Source organism: Legionella anisa (assembly GCF_001467525.1).
Taxonomy (GTDB): Bacteria; Pseudomonadota; Gammaproteobacteria; order Legionellales; family Legionellaceae; genus Legionella; species Legionella anisa.
Genome location: NZ_LNXS01000001.1, coordinates 13,979 through 35,067, shown reverse-complemented (window position 1 = coordinate 35,067; position 21,089 = coordinate 13,979). Strand labels below are relative to the sequence as shown.

The window sequence follows — 21,089 nt, the reverse complement described above, 5'->3', positions numbered from 1 at the left end:
GGTTTGTCCGCTCATTCAAATTAACTCTAAAGATCACTGGTTAATATCCAGTCCCAATTTTGTGGTTTTGTCCCGCAATTGAGTAACGTGATCGTAGAAGAAGGAAAAAGCTGTATCCCTGAAAGCTCCTCAACCAGGGGATCTTCGGATGTTGCACAAAACATGTGGATATGACCCTCCTGTGGCTGGTACTCTTTCTCAGATCCTTTCCCCATTTCTCCAAATTGTGCATGCAAAACCGGAATTCTACTTTGATCATGGGTTAAAACAAGATCTTTAATTCCTTCCAGAGAGAGAAATCGAACATCCCCTCGATGCCGTTCCAAAATGGGCTGGGCTTTTTGCATAGAGGCATGGTCTAATGAAAACAGGCTAAGCTGGGTATCTCTTACGGGAATCCATCTGAGCCATTTGGTGAGACGTTTCATTCGGTTCTGGCTACTTCCTGTTACAGGATTCATCGAAATGCCAAAGCCATTCCAACTGCTCAGCAAATTTCGTAAATAAATTTTGTAAGCCATTTTAATCGGTAAGTGCTGGCCTCTATAGTCCGGATGAATTTTCAGGTCGCAATAGTACCAAATTTTTTTCAAGCCAATGCGAGAAGGAACCGTTCTCAAAACCGCGGCAACTACTCCAGCAACTCGATGTTTGTCCAAGAGTACGTAGTAATAGAGTTTTCCCAATCGTTCAAAAAAGGCAAAATAATCGTTACCATGATCAATTTTAAAAAACTTATCCCCGTAGGGGTAGGTGACCTCTCGCTCCAAATCAAGGATCTGTGTGAGATAAAGATTCACATTTTCAAGAGTCAAACGCACTAATTTCATGAAATCGAAGCCACTGCTGCATCAGATATCTTTTTATCTTCAGACAATTTAACTTCTTGTGCTAATCCGTATTTTTCTTTATTACCCGAGTTTGTTAGACTGCTTTGAATCCAACGCCTTCTGCGCGCGCGAAACAGTCCTTCATACAATCCATTAAAGAGAGTTGCCCCCAAACGAAGTCCTTGCTCAATGGAATTTCGCGACTCAGGTTCTGAATTCCAAGCAGTCCGCAGAACCGTAAAGAAGTCCTCCGCATGTTTGATATCCAATTTCTCATGGAGGTCGTAATGGATGAGCTGACCAGGAGTGATCCAGCCGCGCTCTACCACGCTTCGTCCGATAAAAAATGAAATATCGGAAAACATCCTCTCAATCATTCCCATCGTTCCGACTCCGATCAAATAATGATCGGAATTACATACACCTTCCAAGGTCGTGTTAAAAATTCGAAGTTCTGGCCACAAAATGCGTGCTTTTACGTCTTCAAAAGTACATCCATCCAATCTTTGGAGAAAGACTAGGAAGGTAAATTTATGGAACCGATCGCGGTCGCCTTCTCCGTGTTCCTCCCACACGTTTCGCAAAATTCCGAGTCTTTGATCAGGACAAGGAATCTTCGATACCAAAGCAGCCATAGGGCGGGCGAAAAAATCAACAGCAGAATAAAATTGAATCTGTGTTTCGACGAAATCACTTTTATCAAAAGTCCCATCTTTTAGATGGATAAAATAGGAATTATTTAAGTAATTTGTTTCTTGGAGAATATGCTCGATTAACTGATTCATATTTAATTTACCTTCAAGGCATAATTGATTTGTGAATAAAATAAACTTCTATCGCTTGCCAGCAACTCTGCACTTTCATCACGCAAAAGCTCAAAATGGGAGAAGTATTTCATGAAATCTTTTTGATTATTGAGTTGGCGTGTCAACAGCCGTGCTCCGGGTTTCATTTCGAGATTGAGACGATTTGCCAGACTCCTAATTTTGTCTTCATCCATCCAATCAAAAATATTGGAAAGATTCACAAGATCGAATGAGTGAAAACTTTCGACTTTGTCGATGGTATTATTAAAGAACTCAAAATGATACTTCGGAGTTGGAGCGGAGAGATAATAAGGAAGGCAGGATTCCTGATCAATATAATGCCCCAAAAATAGATGATGAATAAAATAATTTCTGGACATGTTCTCCTTTTCCAGTCCCTGTTCGATTACCTTCCTGAAGTATTCCGGATAGGAGTCTCTAGGAGCGTGCTGTACTGCCTCTGGCCCGAACATGGCTTCAAGAAAGTTGTGGTGAAAAAACAAATCAAAGGCAACCTTCCAATATTTGTGTTCAAACAGTACCGTTCTTAGGTGAGCGGTATCAAATTTGTCTAAAGGCTGGGTCAGAAGTTCTTTCAGCTCTTCGGGAGGCAAAATAAACTCGGTAATGAAATTTCTAAACGAACGGAAAAGTGACTCGAAGTTTCCTCTTTCGTTGAGACCAAACGAAGAATCATTTTCTACATTGAAAGTCGCTTTCTTTTTTGTGGCAGAAAATTCTTCTAAGGCCTTCATTTTCTCTTGGATTAATTTAATCTGTGCCTGATTCGGGTCAACTAAAGTGAACCGAAGATGAGGAAAATAAGCCTGTAAAGATAGTGCGGTACAGCCTCCCGAGGCAATAAGAAGAATGTCCTTCGCGTCCGAGGAATGGATTACTTTTTTCTCGATTTCTGGGTCTTCTCTGACTACTGAAAATTGAACAGGGTTATTCTTGACCATACTTGACCTGACGTGCAGTCTCCATATTGAGCGGTTGAGTAGAAAATAGCATTTTATCTTATACTTAGAGGGCTACTGATGTTTTTTGCATTGTACAGATATAAACAATTCCGTCAATAAATAACACCCTTTGTATTGTGCTGAATTTTTTACTGACAGTCTATTTCCATTGGAATGCAAACCTCCAGCTCGTCACTTGTGTGAATCTGAGAAGAATATAAAAATCGATCGCCCATTTAAATTGACAGTACTTGATATTTTACCGAGTAGCCTCTTATTAATGGATTAAGAGTCAAGCAGGAATTGCCCATGCAGCAAATGGAAAAGCTTAATGTAGCGATAAAATGATTGATTTATAACCTAGGAGTTTAATATCGCTACATTTCATATAGTACCACTTTAATATTAATTAAATATTAACAATCTTAAACTTTTGTGAATTGGTAGGAAAATACCTTGAACAGCATGAATAAACTCAAAAATACCTATGTTCCGTCGCTTTGGAATCCAGATCCATTATGCATGATTAACGGAGGTTATGCTTGATGATATTGAATTTATTCCTTTGTAAGAGTTGGTGTGATGCCTTCTTTTGGGATGGTTTCTCCGTTAGGGGAAACCGTAGTGACAGGGGAACCGTATATCATTCTTGAGAAGAACGAGAAGGCTCCTGAAAGGTAGCCGCCTGTCTCCACATTAGCTGCCTTTTCTGGTCCCTTATTTTTTTCTTTGCTGCGATCAACGATACCAAAATGCTCAATAGCATGTTGTTCTGTCAATTTCAGGAAAGAACCTGGCTCAGCAATGGGAGGAAGCTCCTCGGGTCTGTCTTTATAAAAGCGTTCTGCCGCGATTGCGACTAATTCATTAGCTTGTTTTAGTAAGCACAGCTCATCTACTTCAATTTTTTTGCTAGGTACTATCCCACGCAAAGCCGCCAAGTCATAGATAAAAATCTGGATTTGTTGATAAAGTTTTGCAAAATCTTCAATAGTATCAGCAAATTGCTCTTCATAGCTCTTGATAAGCTCATCAATAGTATATTTCTCCAGACCTTTTCCAGTCAGTTTTTTATAAATATGAGTTATTTTGATTGCTGAGGGGTGGTTGGGTAATTTTTTATATTCTTCAGAGTTTATAATTTCATTCAGGATAACTGGAGAGCTATTTTCGACGTGATTTACTTGCATTAATAATGCACTAAAAAAGTGGGTAAAGCGATTATCTATAGATTCCTGAAAGTAACTAAAATCTTTTTTCAAGGCATGGGCTCTAACAACCAAGGTATGATTGATGCTGGTGAAACTTAATTCAAGCAGTGATGCGATAAACTGCTTTATTGTTACATTATCTGATGCAGAGAGTTCTTCAAATTTAGTAAATATATCAATAATTGATTGATATAAAGTCTCTTTTTCTTCTTGTTTCCCAATAGAAGACCAATCTTCAGTTAAATATTGGTGGCTAACCTGACGAATCACTATACCAAAAGTTTCCAACACATTTTTGCGCGTAACTTCAGAATCCAGGATGGATAGTTCTTTATTGGCGACTTTCTTTATGTTTTCTTCCAGGGCCTTGCTTGCAGTATTGATCATCTCGGCAAGATTTTTTCTTTTGGTATCAAGACCAAAAATTTTAAAGAAATGTGCTTGCATTAATAAAGCATGTTCTTCATTAACATAGCCAGAGTAGGTCGTAAATACATCATTGAAGAGGCCATAGACACGTCCTTTATGCAGGATCCTACGTTGCTTTATCAGTCCCATGTAGGAATAATGAGTTGAATTATATGCATCATAGCCAATTTGATTTTTGGAAATTGCAGCATAAAGTGTTCGTAAAATGGTGGGAAAATCGAGTGTTGCTACATTAATTGACTTTACTTCGGCATCGATTCCTAAATATTTTCGGCCTAAAGCAGTGTATTGATGAAAGATCTGAGTGCCATCATTAAATTCAACGCGCTGTTTGCATAAGAAATTAAGTACCTTATATAGCATTAATTTTTGGACATGGGTGGTTTTATAACCATCAGGAGAAACAATGATTCCTTGTTGGGAACCATCATTCCCATTTGAGCCAGTTCCGTGATGCCCAGGCATGGAGTAACACACAAGATTTTGCTTTTCTTTAGAGACTACCTCAGGATAAATCGGAGTAAATCCCCAATCAGAACGTTCATTTGCATAATAAATTAATTCAGTGTTTTTGATAATTTCCGGTAATATAAAAAATCGGTCGTCATACCAAGTAATCGGAAAACAATCTCCGGGGACAGGGTCTATGCCAAAAAAGTTTACTAAGGCATGGGGCAGATGTGTTTTTAGATCATCAAACCATTGCTCTTGCTTTTCTTTGGGAATGAGATTAATTTGGGTTTTTAGAGTCTCTATAATATCTGGTGTATTATTTTTTGGCGTACCCTTATATCGTTTGGTCTGCTGCTCAGTCAACTGTTTCAATACTTCTTCAAAGGTGGTGCATCCAGAAATAATGGTTTGTATTGCTTGTAATTCATGGGCTATTAAAATCGATTCAACAGCGCCTCTACTATGAGCAATAATGTTGATTTGTATTTGTCCACGAGCTACTGCTTTTAATATCGCTACCAATCCCAGGGCAATTTTCTCTCCTACATTAGAGCCGTCTGTTGTAGGTCCGTTAATTACAGTAATTTCATCCGCTTGAAAAGGATATGGATTTTTTGCGTCTACTTTTGCCGCTTTAGCAGATTGATTTGTTTTGATTAAAGAAGAAACTACACTCAATGTTTCTCCTTTAGGATAATCTTTTACTTTAGCTCCCTTAGTATAAGGAGCAGGTTTAGCAGTTTGTTTTAATTCAGGGGTAAAGTCAGTAAGTGTCCCAAGCACTGCGAGTGTGAAAGGTTCCTTTTCAATTTTACTGTCCATAGTAGATGCCCCATAGTGTGACACAATGATCCATTATAGACACTGTTGAATATAAAAATAAATAAGTACGTTTATATTAGAAAGCTCGAGTATGTCTTTGGCAGATTGCGATTTATGCAGACAGAAAGTAGTTCCTTTTTAAACAATTTTTTTGAGGCTTCTTTATCAACTCACTCTATTCGAGGATGAATAACGTTGAATTCACTGAATGCTTTATAAGCTTTATCAACCTGATCGTTTTTCTGTATAAACATCATTTAAGCCTAGATGCTTCCAATCAACATTATATTCTTCTGCAAGAATTCTAATTGAAAGAAATGATTTTTCCGCTTTTTCTTTTAAAGCGATTAATAGAGTATTAATAAGCTCTAATTGGTCTTGAGGTGCAAAGTTGAGTAAGTGTAATTGTTTACTGCCATCAGTATAAGTTATTTTTGCACTAACTAAGTCATGTTTTCCAGGATACCCATCCTTATTAAAAGCCGGAAGAACAATCATTTCTATTTTCTTTATATCATTCTGATTCATAGGGTATTTTATCTTGGCAAATCCTATTTTCTCCTTCATTTTTTTCAATAAGAGATGTTCATTTTTAGCATTTACTAAGGGGAAAGACTGAATTAATTGAATTAATTTGGCTGAATTATCTTGATACTTTTTATTATTTAAATCTAGCGATTGGTAGGTCATGTTAAGCTCTCAATTTCAATTTTTACTCATTAAAATCATGCAGATTTTGATTCGAGACTTAAAATGCGCAATGGGAAAATCAAAGCAAAATTGCCGACTAAGTCTCATTAGACCTCTTTCCAAACCTCAATTTTTGCACTCGTAGTTATAAATACCAGCGATCAAATTAAACCTCAATCCGAATCGTTTTCTTCTGTTTCTATATCGGTCAGCGATGATTTTAAAACGCTTAAGCATTCCAATAACATTCTCGTTTAAAACACGTTCACTCGAGAGCTCACGGTTTTTCTTCTTATCCTCCTTAGTTAGCGGATTCTTTTTTGTTTTTTTCTTTGGCAAAGCTGCGTTCTGATGTAACTTTTGTATTCCTTGATAACCTGTATCGGTTAAGCTTTTGGTCTCTGGATGAATATGGACACCAGATTCCTTAAATAACCTAAAATCATGACGTTTCCCATTAGAAAAACTCGTGCAAATAATCTTCTTTTGATTTTTATCTACTATCAGTTGTGTTTTTAGCGTATGCCTTTTCTTTTTCCCTGAATAAAAGTGCTTTTGTTTTTTTAGGCCGCTCAATTGGTGTTTCAGTAGCATCAATCAGTATTACTTCGTATTCAACATCACTTTTTACCAATGCCTTACGACCAGGCAAGCTAAATAACTTACTTTTGATTAATGTATCTTCAGTCCAACGAATTAGTTTATAAGCATAGCTCTCGCTAATACGATAACTTTTGCTGATGTGAAAATAGGTCCGATATTCTCGCAAATACTCCAATGTCATCAGCAGAACTACTTCTATTTTGAGTTTAGGGCCTCGGCCTCCTTTGGATAGCTTTTCTTTTCTTGCTGATTTTAAGATACCAACCATTTTATCAAATGTGTGTTTCTTTACTCCAGTCAGACGACGGAATTCTTCTTCCGATAACTGCCTTATTAATCCCCAATCCATCACTTTTAAATCCATTTCTGAAAAATAGCTTACTTTGATATATTTTGATGTGGTTGAAAAGAGAATTAATGAAATTAGTCTGCTTAAAATCTGCAAAATCAGCACTAAACCCAGCTAGAAAAAAAAGAAAACGATTCGGATTGAGGTTTAATTTGATCTCTGGCATTTATAACTACGAGTGCAAAAATTAGGGTTTGGAAAGAGGTCTATTGAAACATTAATATGCATGTTTCGAGTACTTCTCAGCAACAAACCCGTTTAATACTTAAAACTAGGTAAAGACCAGTTCTCTAATCCGTCCTTATAGAAAAGATATGTCACATTAGAATTAATATACACTTATATTTTACTCAGTTATCCTTAAGATAATATTAATTTTGATAAAAAATACTACAATTCGAAATAATTAAATGCTAGTTTGGAAGTTGTAAGAGCAAAGTAGCCAATCTTGGTATTTTTATGTGGAAATCTGAAAAAGATAGGTTATATTAAAATATCCTTGTTGGTTAGAAATTTGCATCCTTTCAGGAGGCTGTGCGGCTTTTATATTGTTCATGATCCGTCTATATTTATAGACAGGAAGTGAAAGGATATTCATAATGAAACGAAGTAAAAAACTGTGTTTTATGCTGGCTTACTTGTTGGTGATACTGCCTTTTATTGGTTTTTATTTCGGTGATTTTTATACTTTTCTCCCTTTTTTTATATTATTCACATTGATTCCGCTGATTGATACTTGGCTCGTTGATCCAGTAAATCCAGAAAGTACTCAAGAGCATATATTGTTAAAAGATCGATATTTCAAACTTCTTACTTGGATGTACGTTCCTTTACAATATTGCTTCTTGATTCTTGCGACTTATCTTCTTGTACATTTCCCTTTAACAGCAACAGAGTTTATTGGATTTAGTTTATCAATTGGACTTCTGACAGGTGGGATTGGAATTACTCTTGCTCACGAACTCATGCATAAAAATTCCATGACTGATCAAATGCTCAGTAAATTATTATTAGTCAGTGTATGTTATGGCCATTTTTTTATTGAACATGTTCGTGGACACCATGTTCATGTGGCTACACCCAAAGATCCTGCAACATCTCGACTAGGTGAGGGTTTATACCAGTTTTTACCTAGAACAATTATTGGTTCTTTTCGCTCTGCTGTGAACATAGAGTACAAGCGTTTAAATCGTCTGGGATTTTCATGGTTCCATTTGAAAAATCAATTCTGGTGGATAATTAGCATGCCCATTATTTTGGCAATGGCTCTTTTTTATTATGGTGGATGGAGTGCACTACTCTTCTTTATTCTTCAATCGTTGACCGCCATTATTTTGTTGGAAGTCATTAACTATATTGAGCATTATGGTTTGGAACGCAAGAAACTCGCCAGTGGATCCTATGAGAAAGTTTCAGATAAACATTCATGGAATGCGAGTCATTGGCTTAGTAATATGCTTCTTTTTCAACTGCAAAGACATTCGGATCATCATGTTCATGGAGCACGCCCTTATCAATTATTAAGACATATTAACTCAAGTCCCCAGCTTCCGTCAGGTTATTTGGGTATGATAATTCTGGCTCTTTGCCCCCCATTATGGCGGAAGGTAATGGATAAGAGGGTACTTGCCAATCGCTCGAAAAATCGATGAATTCTGTTTCTAGAAGTCCTGTAGGTTGGGCCTTGGGATTTATTTTTTTACGATAACATTTTTTAACATATCACTGGACGCTTCTAAAGCATCATTAACTTTTGATACTACATCATAATTCGAATGAAAAAATTTGGGGGAATGTCGCCTTGTCCTTTCAACAGGTTTGGCTAAAGCGATTGCTTCTTCGTCTGTTATTTCTGCTGCTTTAATATAGGTCTTAATTGATTGCCGCAGAGTCTTATCTAATTGAGATATCACTTCATAATAATTATTTGATTCATCAATAGGCTTAGTAAAGTCGCTAGTAAGTTGTTCGGTAGCACTCCGTACCTCATTGATTTTGCGTTGGATAATTTGGTATTTTTCATTACTTACACCATATTTTTTTTCTAACTTATTGCTAATTTCTATCAGAGCTTTCTCTAAATTTACTGCTGCTGCAATAATCATTCCCTGTTTTTTTTGAAAAAGTTCATAAACTGCAACAATATGCTCTTTAGTATTATATTTTCTGAGGTAATCGGTATTGTAATTTCTAATAGGACTAAAAGTATGTTTGGAATTAAAATCTTCTACATGATTTGTATAAACATCTAAAACTTCGTCATATTCTTGGTAGTAATTTTTAGTTCGAGTACGGTATTCCGAAGCAGGATATACATCATCAGACCAAGGATCACAAATATAAGCATCTTTACCCCAAGTCTCTGGTTTCTTGGGATCACTTCCTTTTTGTCTTCCAACTACAAGTACGACGTGATTGCCGCCTATTAATTGAAAAACTTCTGCATCCACGTGAGGAGCATAATGAGCAATATAATCTAAAGCCAGTTCAGAAAGCTCATTACAATTTCCAATTGAATATTTTTTACTGCATTCAATGGATTGGTAAAACTCATAAATATAATAGTCAAACTCCAACCATGAACTTGCAGATTCCTGAGATTTTTCCCTTATACCCTTTACTGCTTCACTTAGACTTTTTCTCTTATCAATCAGATAAGTATTATTAATAAGTTGAGTCCCGCCTTCTATGATGAATTCTCTGGCGTATTTATTAGCAAGATGGGCGGCATCCTTATTTGAATAAGCGACAATAGCTTTTGGGAATCTCATAATGAAACAAATTGATCGATTTAAATAAAATTATAGTTGAGAAGAGTTCAAATTTCATACCACAGAATAAAGAAACTTCATAGAGCACAGGCTTCTTACTATTAACTAATGATGAATTTGTAAATCAAGAAACGTACTGACATGTTTCTTGCTTCTCAGTTAACCTAGCTATACTTAAAGTTAATTCATATTTCGTTAGAGGCAATTTACTATGATTATTGACGTTCATGCACATTGCTTTCCCAAAGAATATCTTGATGATATTGAAAAAAAAGGAGCAGATTTGGTTAATGTAGCTCGTTATATGAAAGCTGGAATCGAGGAGCAAGAATTAACGGCACGTTTTGCCGTAATGGAAAGCGCAGGTGTGGATTTACAAGTGCTTTCAATGGTACCTCAAGTCCCTTATTTTGCAAGTAAAGAGGATGCCGTGAGCAGTGCTAAAATGGCCAATAATCTTTACGCGCAGCTTATTACCAAATACCCCAAACGCTTTCAGGCATTTGGGATTTTTCCTCTGCCGCATATCCAGGAATCATTAGATGAAATTAAACGCTGCTTTGATGAATTGGGGATGTGGGGGGTTACCCTGACGACCACTGTCTTACAGCATTCACTTGTCGAAGCAAACCGTTTTGAGGCCATTTTTGCTGAGCTAAATCGCAGAAAAGCGATCGTTTTTTTGCATCCTGCCGGTTGTTGCACCGGGGAGCAGACCAAGGTCTTTGGTCTCACGTGGATGATTGGTGCTCCATTTGAAGACACTTACGGCGTGCTGCATTTGATTTTATCCGGTGTCACATCACGTTTTCCGGATATCCGGTTTATTAGCACTCATCTTGGTGGATATTTGCCAATGATTATGCAACGTATTGATAATTTATATACAGATTGGGGCGAAGGTGAGATACAAGGCAAGCCCAGTGATTTTATAAAGAAATTTTGGGTTGACACAGTAGCTCATGGCCATATTCCAGCCTTGCATAATGCCGTTGATGTATATCCCCCGGATCATTTGCTGTTAGGTACAGACTATCCTTATGCGAATGAAGATAAATACGTTAGGGCCGTAGATTATATTAAACAAGCGAATCTTCCCGAAGATCTCGTCAGAAAAATTTTAGCTGATAATGCCAGAGCATTGTTTAGAAAGTAGGGTATTCATGTGCAAACAGGATGAGAAAAATTAAAAATTGTTTGTGGTAGCAAAAATGGCCAACTTACCTATTTTCTACTAGACATGCAATATCTGTCTGTATACAGGTGCAATACATTTCATCTCTGAACCGAGTTCCTTTAATATCTTTTGTGTCGCAATCAATTTAGCATCAACAATATTATCTGTTTCATGATGGTCATTATGATGGAGGATAAGCTGCTTTGCATGGGCCAAGTGGGCAAATTCACTTATTTGCCTGGGACACGAATGTCCCCATGATACCCGACCCGCATCGTATTCCTCATCTGTAAATGCGCAATCTACAATTAAAATATCGGAATCCATCGTAAACTGAATAAGATTGTGTACAAAATCAGCATTATATAAGTGGTATGATTTATCATAGAGTTCATTATCAGTTATATAGCTTATGATTTTATTATTATATTGAATTTTATAGCCATATGTTGCACATGGATGCTGAAGCGCGATAGTTGCTATTTTAATAGTACCAATTTTAAAATTTTGATCTGCCATTAAATCATGATATGAAATGGTAGAGGGTAAGTTATCAATTTTAACTGGAAAATATAAGCCATCCATAAGTCCTGATAGTAGCTCATGAACGCTTTTTACTCCTTGAGGTGGCCCATAAAAATTGAATAGATTTCCAGGATGATATAGTGGTTTAAAAAATGTTAATCCATGTATGTGATCCCAATGCTCGTGTGAGATCAAAATATCCGCCTCTATGGCGTTTTGGTTTTGAGTGATTAACTCATTACCTAATGGGATTATTCCAGAACCTGCGTCTAATATGATTGTGCGCTCATTTACAAAATTTAATGTGACGCATGAAGTATGCCCACCATATTTGACAAAATCTTTTCCTGGTGCTGGAAAAGCACCTGTTACCCCCCAAAATTCAATATCAATCTTGTCTTCAATAATACGATTAAGTTGATCAGTAAATAATTCAATGTGGTTCATTTGATAAATACAACCATGCGCACCAAATTTATACGGGCTAATGTTCTTATTGCTCGGATCCAAAGAGAGAATAATCGCTTTATATGTATTTGATTTACAAAGTTCTTTGAGCTTTTCAGCGGGCATCTGTTGATCGATTAATACATAGTCGAGTTTGAGTTGATTCACTTGAATGAGCGCATCATCCACATTATCTGTAGAGAATGTGATATGTCCTGACGTTTTCAATTCGTTGGTAATTAACTTAATTATATCGGGATCTTGATGAACGAGATAAATACGTAATGACTCCTGATGAGTGTGAACTTCCATATTCTGATTAGACTCCGTCAATTAATATAGATAAGTATGGCACATACAGAGAAAGGCATTTTTAAACATTACCATTCATTACACAATAAGTCGATTTCGGGCATACGGGGTGGCGTCCCAGGTTGCTTGAGGTGATTTGTAATGGTTTTCTTAATTTATTCCTGCATCCATTTTTAGACATCAAATTTGTATTATTTATTCGCAATAAATTTGTCAAATGATTAATTATTGATCTAATATTATAATAATTGTACTTTTTGAAGCTCGGTCTTATGTGGCGCGATGTTCCGAATCTCAAAGATTGGGAAAAATTATGTGAAAAGTGTGGATTAACTGCAGTTGAGGTTAGTACTTTTCTAGCACCGATGACTCAAGCCTTGCAAGACTATCATTCAATTCCAAAAACACAACTAGAATTACTCGATAAAAGAATGGAATTACTTTCTGAAATAAAAAATATAAGCAATCAATTAATGGGAACAGAACCTAAAGTGGTGAAGCCTTTGGCAATTATCCAAAAGCTCGCTGAAAATAAGACAATGTACCTCCAAAAATTAAAGGATTATTATAAACAAGCTAAACCCCGCCATTTGTTAAAAAATGAATTGCTGCAAACACTTAAAGAGCGCGAAGAAACACATGGTAATAACCCTTTATTACGTCTTTCTGGCGCAACTTTAATCGAACGTTTAGATCCAGCTCATCGTACCATTGAATTTAAATTTAGCGATATTGAAAAAGGACTCAATCGTGCCTGTTACCCCATGAATACTGCGTTCTATGAGTGGGTTAGAGAGGTTGACCCACCTCCCTTTTTTTTATGGTTAGAAGAACATCCTCTGACAACGGCATTAGAAGGTGTGAGTGACAATTGGAAGGAGGCTTATAGAACGAAAGTCACATCAGTCGATTATGAGTTGCGAGATAAAGTTCAAGTTAAAATTGACAATAAAAAGTTGAAAGTTATTCCCCAAGACTCTTTGGCGGAAGCTCCTCTTCTCAATACTGCACGTTTAAAGAATATCTCTTTTAAAATGGGCATGCCATATGGGGGATCAGCTTTTGTATGGGATAAATTTGATGATAATCTATTTCATGTTCATCCTCATAAGGCCGGAATTTATCATCATTCTTCACTTTTTCAGGGGCGTAAAGTGCGTTGTGCTGGAATGTGGCTGGTTAAAGATGGGATGGTGGCGATGATTAGCAACAGCAGTGGGCACTATAAACCTGATACATTACATTTTTATCAATTAATTCGCTTTCTTCATGAGAAAGGAGTAGTCAATAATCTCACCTCAGTTGCAGATTTTTTACGTCCTCTGCCTTACTCAGAAGGAACCCGGACACCCAGCAGTTTTATTCCGCTTGCAGAATACCTTGCTTGGGCTGAGGGGTGACCCGCTGTAAAAAAATATCTGGAAGCAGAAAAATTGCAGCCATTAACACCATCGCATCAGATAGCTACAGGAACATTAGGAACAAGCGGATATTAATTCACATCGAGTTGCTTTGATAACCTAAAACTACCCAATAGATTAAACCTTGGTATTACACAAGATTCCCACAAGCCTGGATGCTTGCAACAGTGTCTTCTACACATTGCTGAAAAACCAGGCCAGCTCTAATCGAACAAGTCGTGGGGGAGGGGGGCAGAGATGTGAGCAAGAGACAGGCTCGCAACCAGCCCTAAGGTTGCAGGCCTCCCATTAACCTTAAATCGTTATTGATTATTGTTAATTTAGATATATAGATTTCAGCAAGCGCGGGATCATTTACAACTTTAGAAAACTTGCCCCACACAATATGATCCTCATTTTTATCGGTAGGATATAACATCCATGACTCAGAATATTTATCTTTTAGAAATGCAATCGCCATATTATTTAACTCAATAATGCTATGAACAAACACGCTTTTTGCATCTTGAGGGTTTTGATACACCGAAGCCATTCCCATGATTAATTCAAAATAAATACTTGCTATGTCATGAGGATCTGCGTCTTTTAAAATATCAATTTTAATTTTTTCTGATGGCCATCTAATTACTGGAACTTCATATATTCCATAAATTTCTCTGACAATTGGTAAAGGATTAGCGATACTCTCACCCATACTGTCATTATCAATTAAAGAAAAAACATTTGTTTCACTATTATAAAAAGTATTTTCTGGATGAAAATCATCATGAATTACCGACAGCAGATTTCTTGGCGATATAAATTGTTCCACTCCAATAATACTTTTATGTAGTTCACTGGTTTGACGACCAATAGCATAAAAAATATCTTTAAGTTTGTTTATATCTTTATTTTGAAGCAGCTCGTAACTCATTATTTTAAACAGTTCTTTTCCTTGAGCAGCCTCAAGAATGGCAAAATAATAAATATTATTCTCATTTTTTACCTTGTAATACCGGATTAGCTTACTTAAACAAATGGTAGCTGCTTCAGGATTATTTTTAATCGCTTCCAGTTTTGGATAGTTTTGTAATGCAAACAAAGACTCAGCTTCTTTTTTTGAAGAAAGCCCTTTTATAACAAATTTCATTTGATTATCTATAAAAACGAGATAGATAAAATTATTTGCAGCCCCTGCTTTCAATTGTGTGACCGACACATTGTGTTCATTAAAACCATTTGCAGCGGCAAAATGTTTCGCGACATAAAGCGCAACTTCAGGATCCCAGATTTTGGTAACCTTATGAGAAATATCCCCAAAGTCATATTGTTCAATATTTGAGGCTATAGAGTTACTGGGCAATAAACAGACGGTTAGAATACTAGCAATAAAAATATAATTTAATATAGTTAGGGCTTTGGATTTAAAAATGGAAAAGTTCAATGAATATTCTCTAGGATTAAAAATGATCAGATTGTATGCCAAGAAATATTCATTGATCAATAGGGTTTTGCACTGAGCAAGTCTGTAAGGAATCAATAGAGACCTGTTTTTTTTAAGTATGTAATTTTCAAAGATATTTGGAGTTAATTATTAAAAAATCCATGAGATTAATAACTAAGTTAAATTGCGCTGAAGCAAAGTAGGTGCTAAATTTTAATTGGTTACTTCATCAATAAATTACATTGATGACCTAAGAGAAGACGGTAAGTGTCCACATTTTTCTGTAACGATTAAAAAATGCATGACCCACCGGATTCTTTTTGGACCGCCCGTCTTGGTTTAGCCGTATATGACGCGCAATGATCGAACTTAGAAGTGTATACTAATCAAGGAGAAAAAAATGAAGAAGAAGATGATTCCTATGCTAGCCTCAATTTTACTGATGAATCTTGCATATGGTAGTAATGATGCAACTAATAATAGTTCCGGCCACCAAGCATCCAAAGCAGATGTTCACACCCATATCACCGATTTCGAACTTATCAGCGAAGGTTCTTCTCCCGATTGCGAGAAATTCTTTGGCCAAGTTCTAAAAGAAAAAAACTTTACTTGGAAAAAAGGGGAACAAACTCTCCTCCCAGGCGGTCATTCTGTTAGTCACAAAGAACGCATTATGAAAAATTATTCAGACCATGATCAAGCTTTAATTCGACATAAAGTACAGTTTAATGGTCAAGAAACAGCTGACGTCATTGTTGGATTTACAAAAAACAAAACCAATAAAGATGAAGCAGCAAGCGGTCTTATGATGGTAGTCAATTGGGTTGACGCCCAAGGAAAACCCGAAGATAGAACCTGTTTGTTTTCCTTTAAAGAGAAAATAGAAAAATAAATAAGAAATGATGTTGATACGTTAAATCGTTAAGAGAGAGTTTTACCTCGTCAATTAATCTACTAAGGTATTGGTATGAAAAAAATTGGTGTTATTGAGCGTGTGAACTCTCTCACTCCAGAAAAATTTCACTCCCAGTATGTTTTACGGAATAATCCTGTGATTATCCAAGATGCTGTTACTTTCTGGCGGGGATACAAATTATGGTCTCTCGATTATTTTGCAAAAACAATTGGTGAAATTAAGGTTCGTTATTATATTTCTCAATCCAACTTGTATCCTGATCTCCGCTTTATCGAGGAAGGTAGACTGGATCAAAAAGCATTTTTTAGCGAAGGAACGCTGGTGCATTTTATTGCTCTGCTAAAAAAAGCAAAGAATGTATTTCTTGCAGGAGATGAATTATCGCTGTTCGATAAAAAAAAATACAATCAAAAGCTTAATATTTTAGAGCAAGATTTTGAAATTCCATTATTAATTGATAGAAATAAACTTCATAGCGGCGGATTATGGATTTCTCCTAAAAATGTTGTATCGTGGTTGCATTATGATCAAAATGGGTATCATAATTTGAATGCTCAAATTAAAGGTGCCAAGGACATTTTTTTATTTCCTCCTTTTAATGTTCAAAACTATTATCTGAATTTATACAGTAGGAATGGAATAGCAAACTTCAGTCAAGTAAATATTTTAAATCCCGATTACATTCGGTTTCCTTTATACCGTAATGCTGTTTATTTAGAAGGTAGATTAGATGAAGGAGCGATTTTATTTATTCCTGCCTATTGGCTGCACAGCTTCAAACATCGTGGAGAGATCAATATTAATTTGAACTTTTGGTGGGATGAAGACGAGTCGACTAAGCTCTCTAATTCATTATTAATCAGGGAAAAATTCATTGTTGCAGTCAAAAAAGCTTTACCCGGAGAGGAAAGTAAATCTCTTCTTATTCAGTTAGAAAAAGAAGATACCACTATTCAGGAATTAATAAGAGATATTGAATTACACATCTTATCTTCTTAAACACATCGAATTTAAAATAGGCTTTGTATAGGAAAACTTATATTTAGAATTAATATTTACAGTAAGAGAGTTAATTTTAAAATTTTTTCGTAATAGAAAAAATTTTTATTTACTCTCTAACCTGTAAAAATGATGGATTAACTATCGAGACACCCAAAACCAAGAACTCGACCTTCCTCTTGTGCGGTTATTTGAGTTGAATCTGCACCAGCAATTGAAACATCATCTAATTCAACAAATTCAATTTCTGTAGCGTTTTGAAGTTCATCGAGTATTTCGTCTTTCATATTAACTCCTTAATTAAATTTTGCCGTAAAGCTTAGATAAGCTTTTCCCTTTTTATTTTAGTATAATTTACGAAAATTGCTGCAGCAATAGTTCATATAAAATTTAATACGCGTGGAAACTCTATAATTATCATGGGAATGGATATCTCTACTTTTTTTAGCTATATTCAAATAAAATCAAAGGAGGATTTTCATTTGAGCTCCCTCACATTTTTTCAACTGGGTACTATTCTATATGAAGCAATAAATAAACCGGGTACGAGTTTTTTTGATTTAGCTCCGATTTTCAGCAAGTTAACCAGAACAGATATCATTTCTCTGATTAATAGTTTTTTAATAGAAATAACGGCTAACGATAAAATTACTGATGAAAATAAAATATACTTTTATCAGCAACCTGGCTTGCATTTATTGATGCGTTTTACTCACCACAAACCATCTTCCAATTCTTTATCTGCAAGTGAGGTAGATGCTATTGTGATGAATTTATCCGAAGTGGAATTAAATATACCCTTGTACCATTGTAATTTACAGCGGGAGCGCTTATATGAGAGACCCAATTCTCTTAAGCGAGAAGAGGACTTAATTCTGCCTTCGTACAAACCTGTTTGCTTACCGGCATTCTCCTCAGTTGCTGATTTTTACAATGCGTCACATAATGCGCCTTTGCTTATTGTGCATTCAGATAAAAAAGCAAGAACCACTTGGGTTTTTAATCGGGAGACTTTAGATCCCATTCGACGGATTAGTACTGATGTACGTGCCTCAAGAATTCGATTAATTTTAGAATTATTTCAGGCGATGCAGGTGGTTAAGGGAATCAAACCTCTTTTAAAAAAACTGATTTTGTCCGATTATGATGCGAACGTTCGCTGGGAGGCGATGAAATACTACTATAAAATTAATGGTAAGAGTGCTTTACCTTTATTGCGACAGATTGCAAGCCAGGATAAGGATCCTGAAATAAAGAGAGCGTCACAAAAAACATTAGCATTAATGGGGGATGAGCATGGCGGAAACATTTTACCCTAATGTAAATAAACCCATTTCATTAGAGACATTTATTCAGTTTATTGAAAATAATCCCATAATACATGCACTGAAGTCCTCGGAATACAAACCGGGATACTTAGAAACGATTGCTCAGAAATTGGCACAACTTGCGCTCAATAAAACTTTTTTAGCGAAAAAACTTGGTCATGAATTAAAGAATTTTGAAACGTTTCAAACCGATAATCAATTCAAACCATCAACGATTATAATTCATAGAAGTACTAACTACGTGATAAGAGCAGTAATTTGGATGCCTCTATCTGATCGTAATCAAGCTAAAGTTTTTTCCTATTTCGAACCACATGATCATAACTTTGATTTTTTTACGGTAAACTACTTTGGGCCTGGTTATAAGACACGAATTTATCATTATGACTATGATCTGGTAAAAGGAATACCGGGAGAGGAAATCAACTTACCATTTATTGAGGAATGTTATTTAACCCAGGACAAGGTTATGTATTATTATGGTAGCTTTGATGCTCATATCCAGTATCCTCCAGAATCTATAACGGTTTCACTGAATCTCATTCTGCCCAAAACGTATCCGGCCAAACGCCGTCAATACGAATTCGAATTACTCGAAAAAAATGGGAAAGCCAAAATAATTTTGGGTAACCTTGATCGCTTGACTCAAATGCGCACCTTAATTGAAACAGCGATTAAGTTTGGGGATAAAAATAGTTTGGATCTCATTCGCAACATTGCGATGACCCATTCCAATGAACAAATGAGAGCAATAGCATGGAAAGCCATCTTGTCACATGATCTGGATAAATCTGCTGATTTGGCTTTGGCACTTGCGGACAACAGTGAATACGTAAAAGCATCGCTTGCAGAATTTATTTGACTAGGGTCTGTTTACATTTCGCTAGCTTGAGCCAGAATGGCCTGATTTTCGAGTACCGAAGCGCAGCATACATAAGGTATGTGAGCATAGCAGCGCAGAAAATCAGGACAGTTTGGCCAAGATAGTAGAAATGTAAACAGACCCTAAGTAGCTCCAACTATTATTTCTCGGGGAAAGCTTTTTCTGCCCGGGTAGTTAAGAACATAATTTACAAGGTGTGCGAGTTCCGTGGGTGGAATGGTATTTTTCTCATTTGCATCAGAAATTGTGAGCTGCCCTGGAGCAATGGTACACACTCTAACTCCTTGCTCTCTCACTTCTTCAAATAATGATCCAGAAAAGCCGAAAATCCCATGTTTTGTGGCACAATATGTGGACGCTCCAGGGATATATTCCCGCCCTGCAATGGATGCAATATTAATAATTATACCGTGTTTACTCGCGATTAAGTAAGGTAAAGCTAATCGAGTAATCATGATTAATGAGACCAGATTTGTTTGCATCGTATCTTTTATCACTGGAAGAGGTATATCGATAAAATTTCCAAAATTAAAACACCCTGCGTTATTAATAAGGACGTCTAAGCCTTTAAAATGATGAATTACCTCTTGAATGATCGATTCAGCTGCCTCAGGAAAAGATAGGTCCTTAGCAACAGTGATAACGTCACTTTTATCCAATGACTTGGCTAACTCATCTAAACGATTTTGATTTCTACCATGCAGTGTTATTTTGTTATTGGGAGTATTTAGGAGTTTGGATATTTCTCTGCCAAGCCTACCTGTTGAGCCAGTTAATAGAATGTTCATTATAAATTCCTATAAAAACAATTCTACTTTCTTGGCCAAAATGCAGCGACTTTCTGCACTCCGATACTCACATAATTCGTGTATGCTCCGTTTCGGTGCTCTAAAATCGCTGCATTTTGGCTCAAGATAGCGAATTGTAAACAAACCTTAAAATACGTGTCAAAAAACTTCATTACACCATCAATACCGGTCAATAAACGAAAGGAATAAAACGATAGTGAACACGTTCGGTATACTTAATGTAATGGTTTGAAAACTCTTCTGTGAGCGCTTTTTCTTCCAGCATGGAGCGAATGATCAGCAGGATAATTAAACACAGTGTAAACAACAAACCATACCAGGAGCCAAGTAATAAAGGGATGCCGATAAAATAGAGCATGGAACCAGAATACATGGGATGACGCACATAGTGATATGGACCTGTAGTCACGATTTTATGCTCCCTCGCTGTTTGAATTTTTACTACAGGGGAGGCGTAAGAGTTCTCTTTAAATACCAAATAAAAAATATAGAATCCTGTTATCATTAGAATAGCTGCCACAACCTTGACAAAAACAGGAATAAAATTTCCCTGGGAATAAGCCACATCAAAGGCAATAAAGGGTAGCCAAGTTATTTGCAGGATTGAGAACAGTACCATAATTACTTTGTCCCATTTTTTTTGACCTGGTTGAATAACAAAGGATCGTCTTTCTTTTAATAGCTGCGGATCATGTTTCGCCAACCAAAAACCAATGAATAGTTCAAAGCTTCCCTGAAGAAGCAGAAAGATCCATGCACTTGGCCAATTCATAGTGCCTACAGGTAGAAAAAGAAATAAAGCCATAATGAATAACGTGATCAATGTGCGAATAATTAATTTCAATATCACAGCTAACGTTCCCTAATTTCAATTTGAACTTGAAGAATACTTCACCTGCTCATTACAGCCTAATACTTTAAAT

General features: G+C 36.2%; 19 protein-coding genes and 1 pseudogene. 8 read left to right on the top strand and 12 right to left on the bottom strand.

Annotated features, from left to right (window positions below; all coding sequences use genetic code 11):
• Positions 1–26: 26 nt before the first annotated feature.
• From Lani_RS00155 to Lani_RS19610, 6 genes are all read right to left on the bottom strand, one after another.
• On the bottom strand, positions 27–830 hold the full coding sequence (locus Lani_RS00155; RefSeq protein WP_019233331.1) for a hypothetical protein: 804 nt from the start codon (positions 828–830) through the stop codon (positions 27–29).
• On the bottom strand, positions 827–1,615 hold the full coding sequence (locus Lani_RS00150; protein ID WP_019233332.1) for an iron-containing redox enzyme family protein: 789 nt from the start codon (positions 1,613–1,615) through the stop codon (positions 827–829). The genes Lani_RS00155 and Lani_RS00150 overlap by 4 nt, the downstream gene beginning before the upstream one ends.
• A gap of 2 nt (positions 1,616–1,617) precedes the next feature.
• Positions 1,618–2,598 carry a DUF3419 family protein gene (locus Lani_RS00145; RefSeq protein ID WP_019233333.1) on the bottom strand — a complete coding sequence of 327 codons (981 nt, stop codon included), beginning with the start codon at positions 2,596–2,598 and terminating at the stop codon, positions 1,618–1,620.
• Between the two features lie 557 nt (positions 2,599–3,155).
• The gene (locus tag Lani_RS00140; RefSeq protein WP_040522427.1) at positions 3,156–5,513 is read right to left on the bottom strand and encodes a hypothetical protein; all 2,358 of its coding nucleotides are present in this window, start codon (positions 5,511–5,513) and stop codon (positions 3,156–3,158) included.
• Between the two features lie 225 nt (positions 5,514–5,738).
• A complete protein-coding gene (locus Lani_RS00135) occupies positions 5,739–6,203 on the bottom strand; it encodes a hypothetical protein (protein ID WP_019233334.1) in 465 nt (154 codons plus the stop codon).
• 126 nt (positions 6,204–6,329) lie between these two features.
• A protein-coding gene (locus Lani_RS19610; protein ID WP_202972313.1) for an IS5 family transposase occupies positions 6,330–7,155 on the bottom strand; the annotation gives its coding sequence in 2 pieces (ribosomal slippage) (positions 6,330–6,768 and positions 6,767–7,155; 828 coding nt in all).
• 83 nt (positions 7,156–7,238) lie between these two features.
• Here Lani_RS19610 and Lani_RS21120 point away from each other — a divergent pair.
• Together Lani_RS21120 and Lani_RS00120 are read left to right on the top strand one after the other, a co-directional pair.
• Positions 7,239–7,346, top strand: a pseudogene (locus tag Lani_RS21120) (IS5/IS1182 family transposase); the annotation flags it as partial.
• Between the two features lie 408 nt (positions 7,347–7,754).
• A complete protein-coding gene (locus Lani_RS00120) occupies positions 7,755–8,807 on the top strand; it encodes an alkane 1-monooxygenase (protein ID WP_019231935.1) in 1,053 nt (350 codons plus the stop codon).
• Between the two features lie 39 nt (positions 8,808–8,846).
• On the opposite strand, the gene Lani_RS00115 is transcribed toward Lani_RS00120, so the two are convergent.
• Positions 8,847–9,926: a hypothetical protein gene (locus Lani_RS00115; RefSeq protein ID WP_019231936.1), complete on the bottom strand. Its 1,080-nt coding sequence runs from the start codon at positions 9,924–9,926 to the stop codon at positions 8,847–8,849.
• A gap of 211 nt (positions 9,927–10,137) precedes the next feature.
• Between Lani_RS00115 and Lani_RS00110 the strand changes: the two genes are divergently transcribed.
• Positions 10,138–11,082 carry an amidohydrolase family protein gene (locus tag Lani_RS00110; RefSeq protein WP_019231937.1) on the top strand — a complete coding sequence of 315 codons (945 nt, stop codon included), beginning with the start codon at positions 10,138–10,140 and terminating at the stop codon, positions 11,080–11,082.
• Between the two features lie 78 nt (positions 11,083–11,160).
• Here Lani_RS00110 and Lani_RS00105 read toward each other — a convergent pair whose 3' ends face one another.
• Entirely contained in the window at positions 11,161–12,387 is a 1,227-nt protein-coding gene (locus tag Lani_RS00105) for an MBL fold metallo-hydrolase (RefSeq protein WP_019231938.1), read from the bottom strand.
• Between the two features lie 272 nt (positions 12,388–12,659).
• Between Lani_RS00105 and Lani_RS00100 the strand changes: the two genes are divergently transcribed.
• Complete coding sequence (locus Lani_RS00100; protein ID WP_019231939.1) at positions 12,660–13,787, top strand: hypothetical protein; 1,128 nt, start codon at positions 12,660–12,662, stop codon at positions 13,785–13,787.
• Positions 13,788–14,076: 289 nt separating this feature from the next.
• On the opposite strand, the gene Lani_RS00095 is transcribed toward Lani_RS00100, so the two are convergent.
• Positions 14,077–15,231, bottom strand: a complete 1,155-nt coding sequence (locus tag Lani_RS00095) for a serine kinase (RefSeq protein ID WP_051045678.1) — start codon at positions 15,229–15,231, stop codon at positions 14,077–14,079.
• Positions 15,232–15,631: 400 nt separating this feature from the next.
• Here Lani_RS00095 and Lani_RS00090 point away from each other — a divergent pair, with 400 nt between their 5' ends.
• Both Lani_RS00090 and Lani_RS00085 read left to right on the top strand, forming a co-directional pair.
• Complete coding sequence (locus Lani_RS00090) at positions 15,632–16,123, top strand: hypothetical protein (RefSeq protein ID WP_019231941.1); 492 nt, start codon at positions 15,632–15,634, stop codon at positions 16,121–16,123.
• A gap of 75 nt (positions 16,124–16,198) precedes the next feature.
• On the top strand, positions 16,199–17,146 hold the full coding sequence (locus tag Lani_RS00085) for a cupin-like domain-containing protein (RefSeq protein WP_019231942.1): 948 nt from the start codon (positions 16,199–16,201) through the stop codon (positions 17,144–17,146).
• Positions 17,147–17,283: 137 nt separating this feature from the next.
• On the opposite strand, the gene Lani_RS20425 is transcribed toward Lani_RS00085, so the two are convergent.
• Complete coding sequence (locus Lani_RS20425) at positions 17,284–17,433, bottom strand: hypothetical protein (RefSeq protein ID WP_019231943.1); 150 nt, start codon at positions 17,431–17,433, stop codon at positions 17,284–17,286.
• A gap of 195 nt (positions 17,434–17,628) precedes the next feature.
• Here Lani_RS20425 and Lani_RS00080 point away from each other — a divergent pair, with 195 nt between their 5' ends.
• Entirely contained in the window at positions 17,629–18,465 is an 837-nt protein-coding gene (locus Lani_RS00080) for a HEAT repeat domain-containing protein (RefSeq protein WP_040521833.1), read from the top strand.
• Positions 18,443–19,336 carry a hypothetical protein gene (locus tag Lani_RS00075; protein WP_019231945.1) on the top strand — a complete coding sequence of 298 codons (894 nt, stop codon included), beginning with the start codon at positions 18,443–18,445 and terminating at the stop codon, positions 19,334–19,336. The genes Lani_RS00080 and Lani_RS00075 overlap by 23 nt, the downstream gene beginning before the upstream one ends.
• Positions 19,337–19,479: 143 nt before the next feature.
• On the opposite strand, the gene Lani_RS00070 is transcribed toward Lani_RS00075, so the two are convergent.
• A complete protein-coding gene (locus Lani_RS00070) occupies positions 19,480–20,145 on the bottom strand; it encodes an SDR family NAD(P)-dependent oxidoreductase (RefSeq protein WP_019231946.1) in 666 nt (221 codons plus the stop codon).
• 190 nt (positions 20,146–20,335) lie between these two features.
• Entirely contained in the window at positions 20,336–21,016 is a 681-nt protein-coding gene (locus tag Lani_RS00065) for a methyltransferase family protein (RefSeq protein WP_019231948.1), read from the bottom strand.
• Positions 21,017–21,089: the final 73 nt, after the last annotated feature.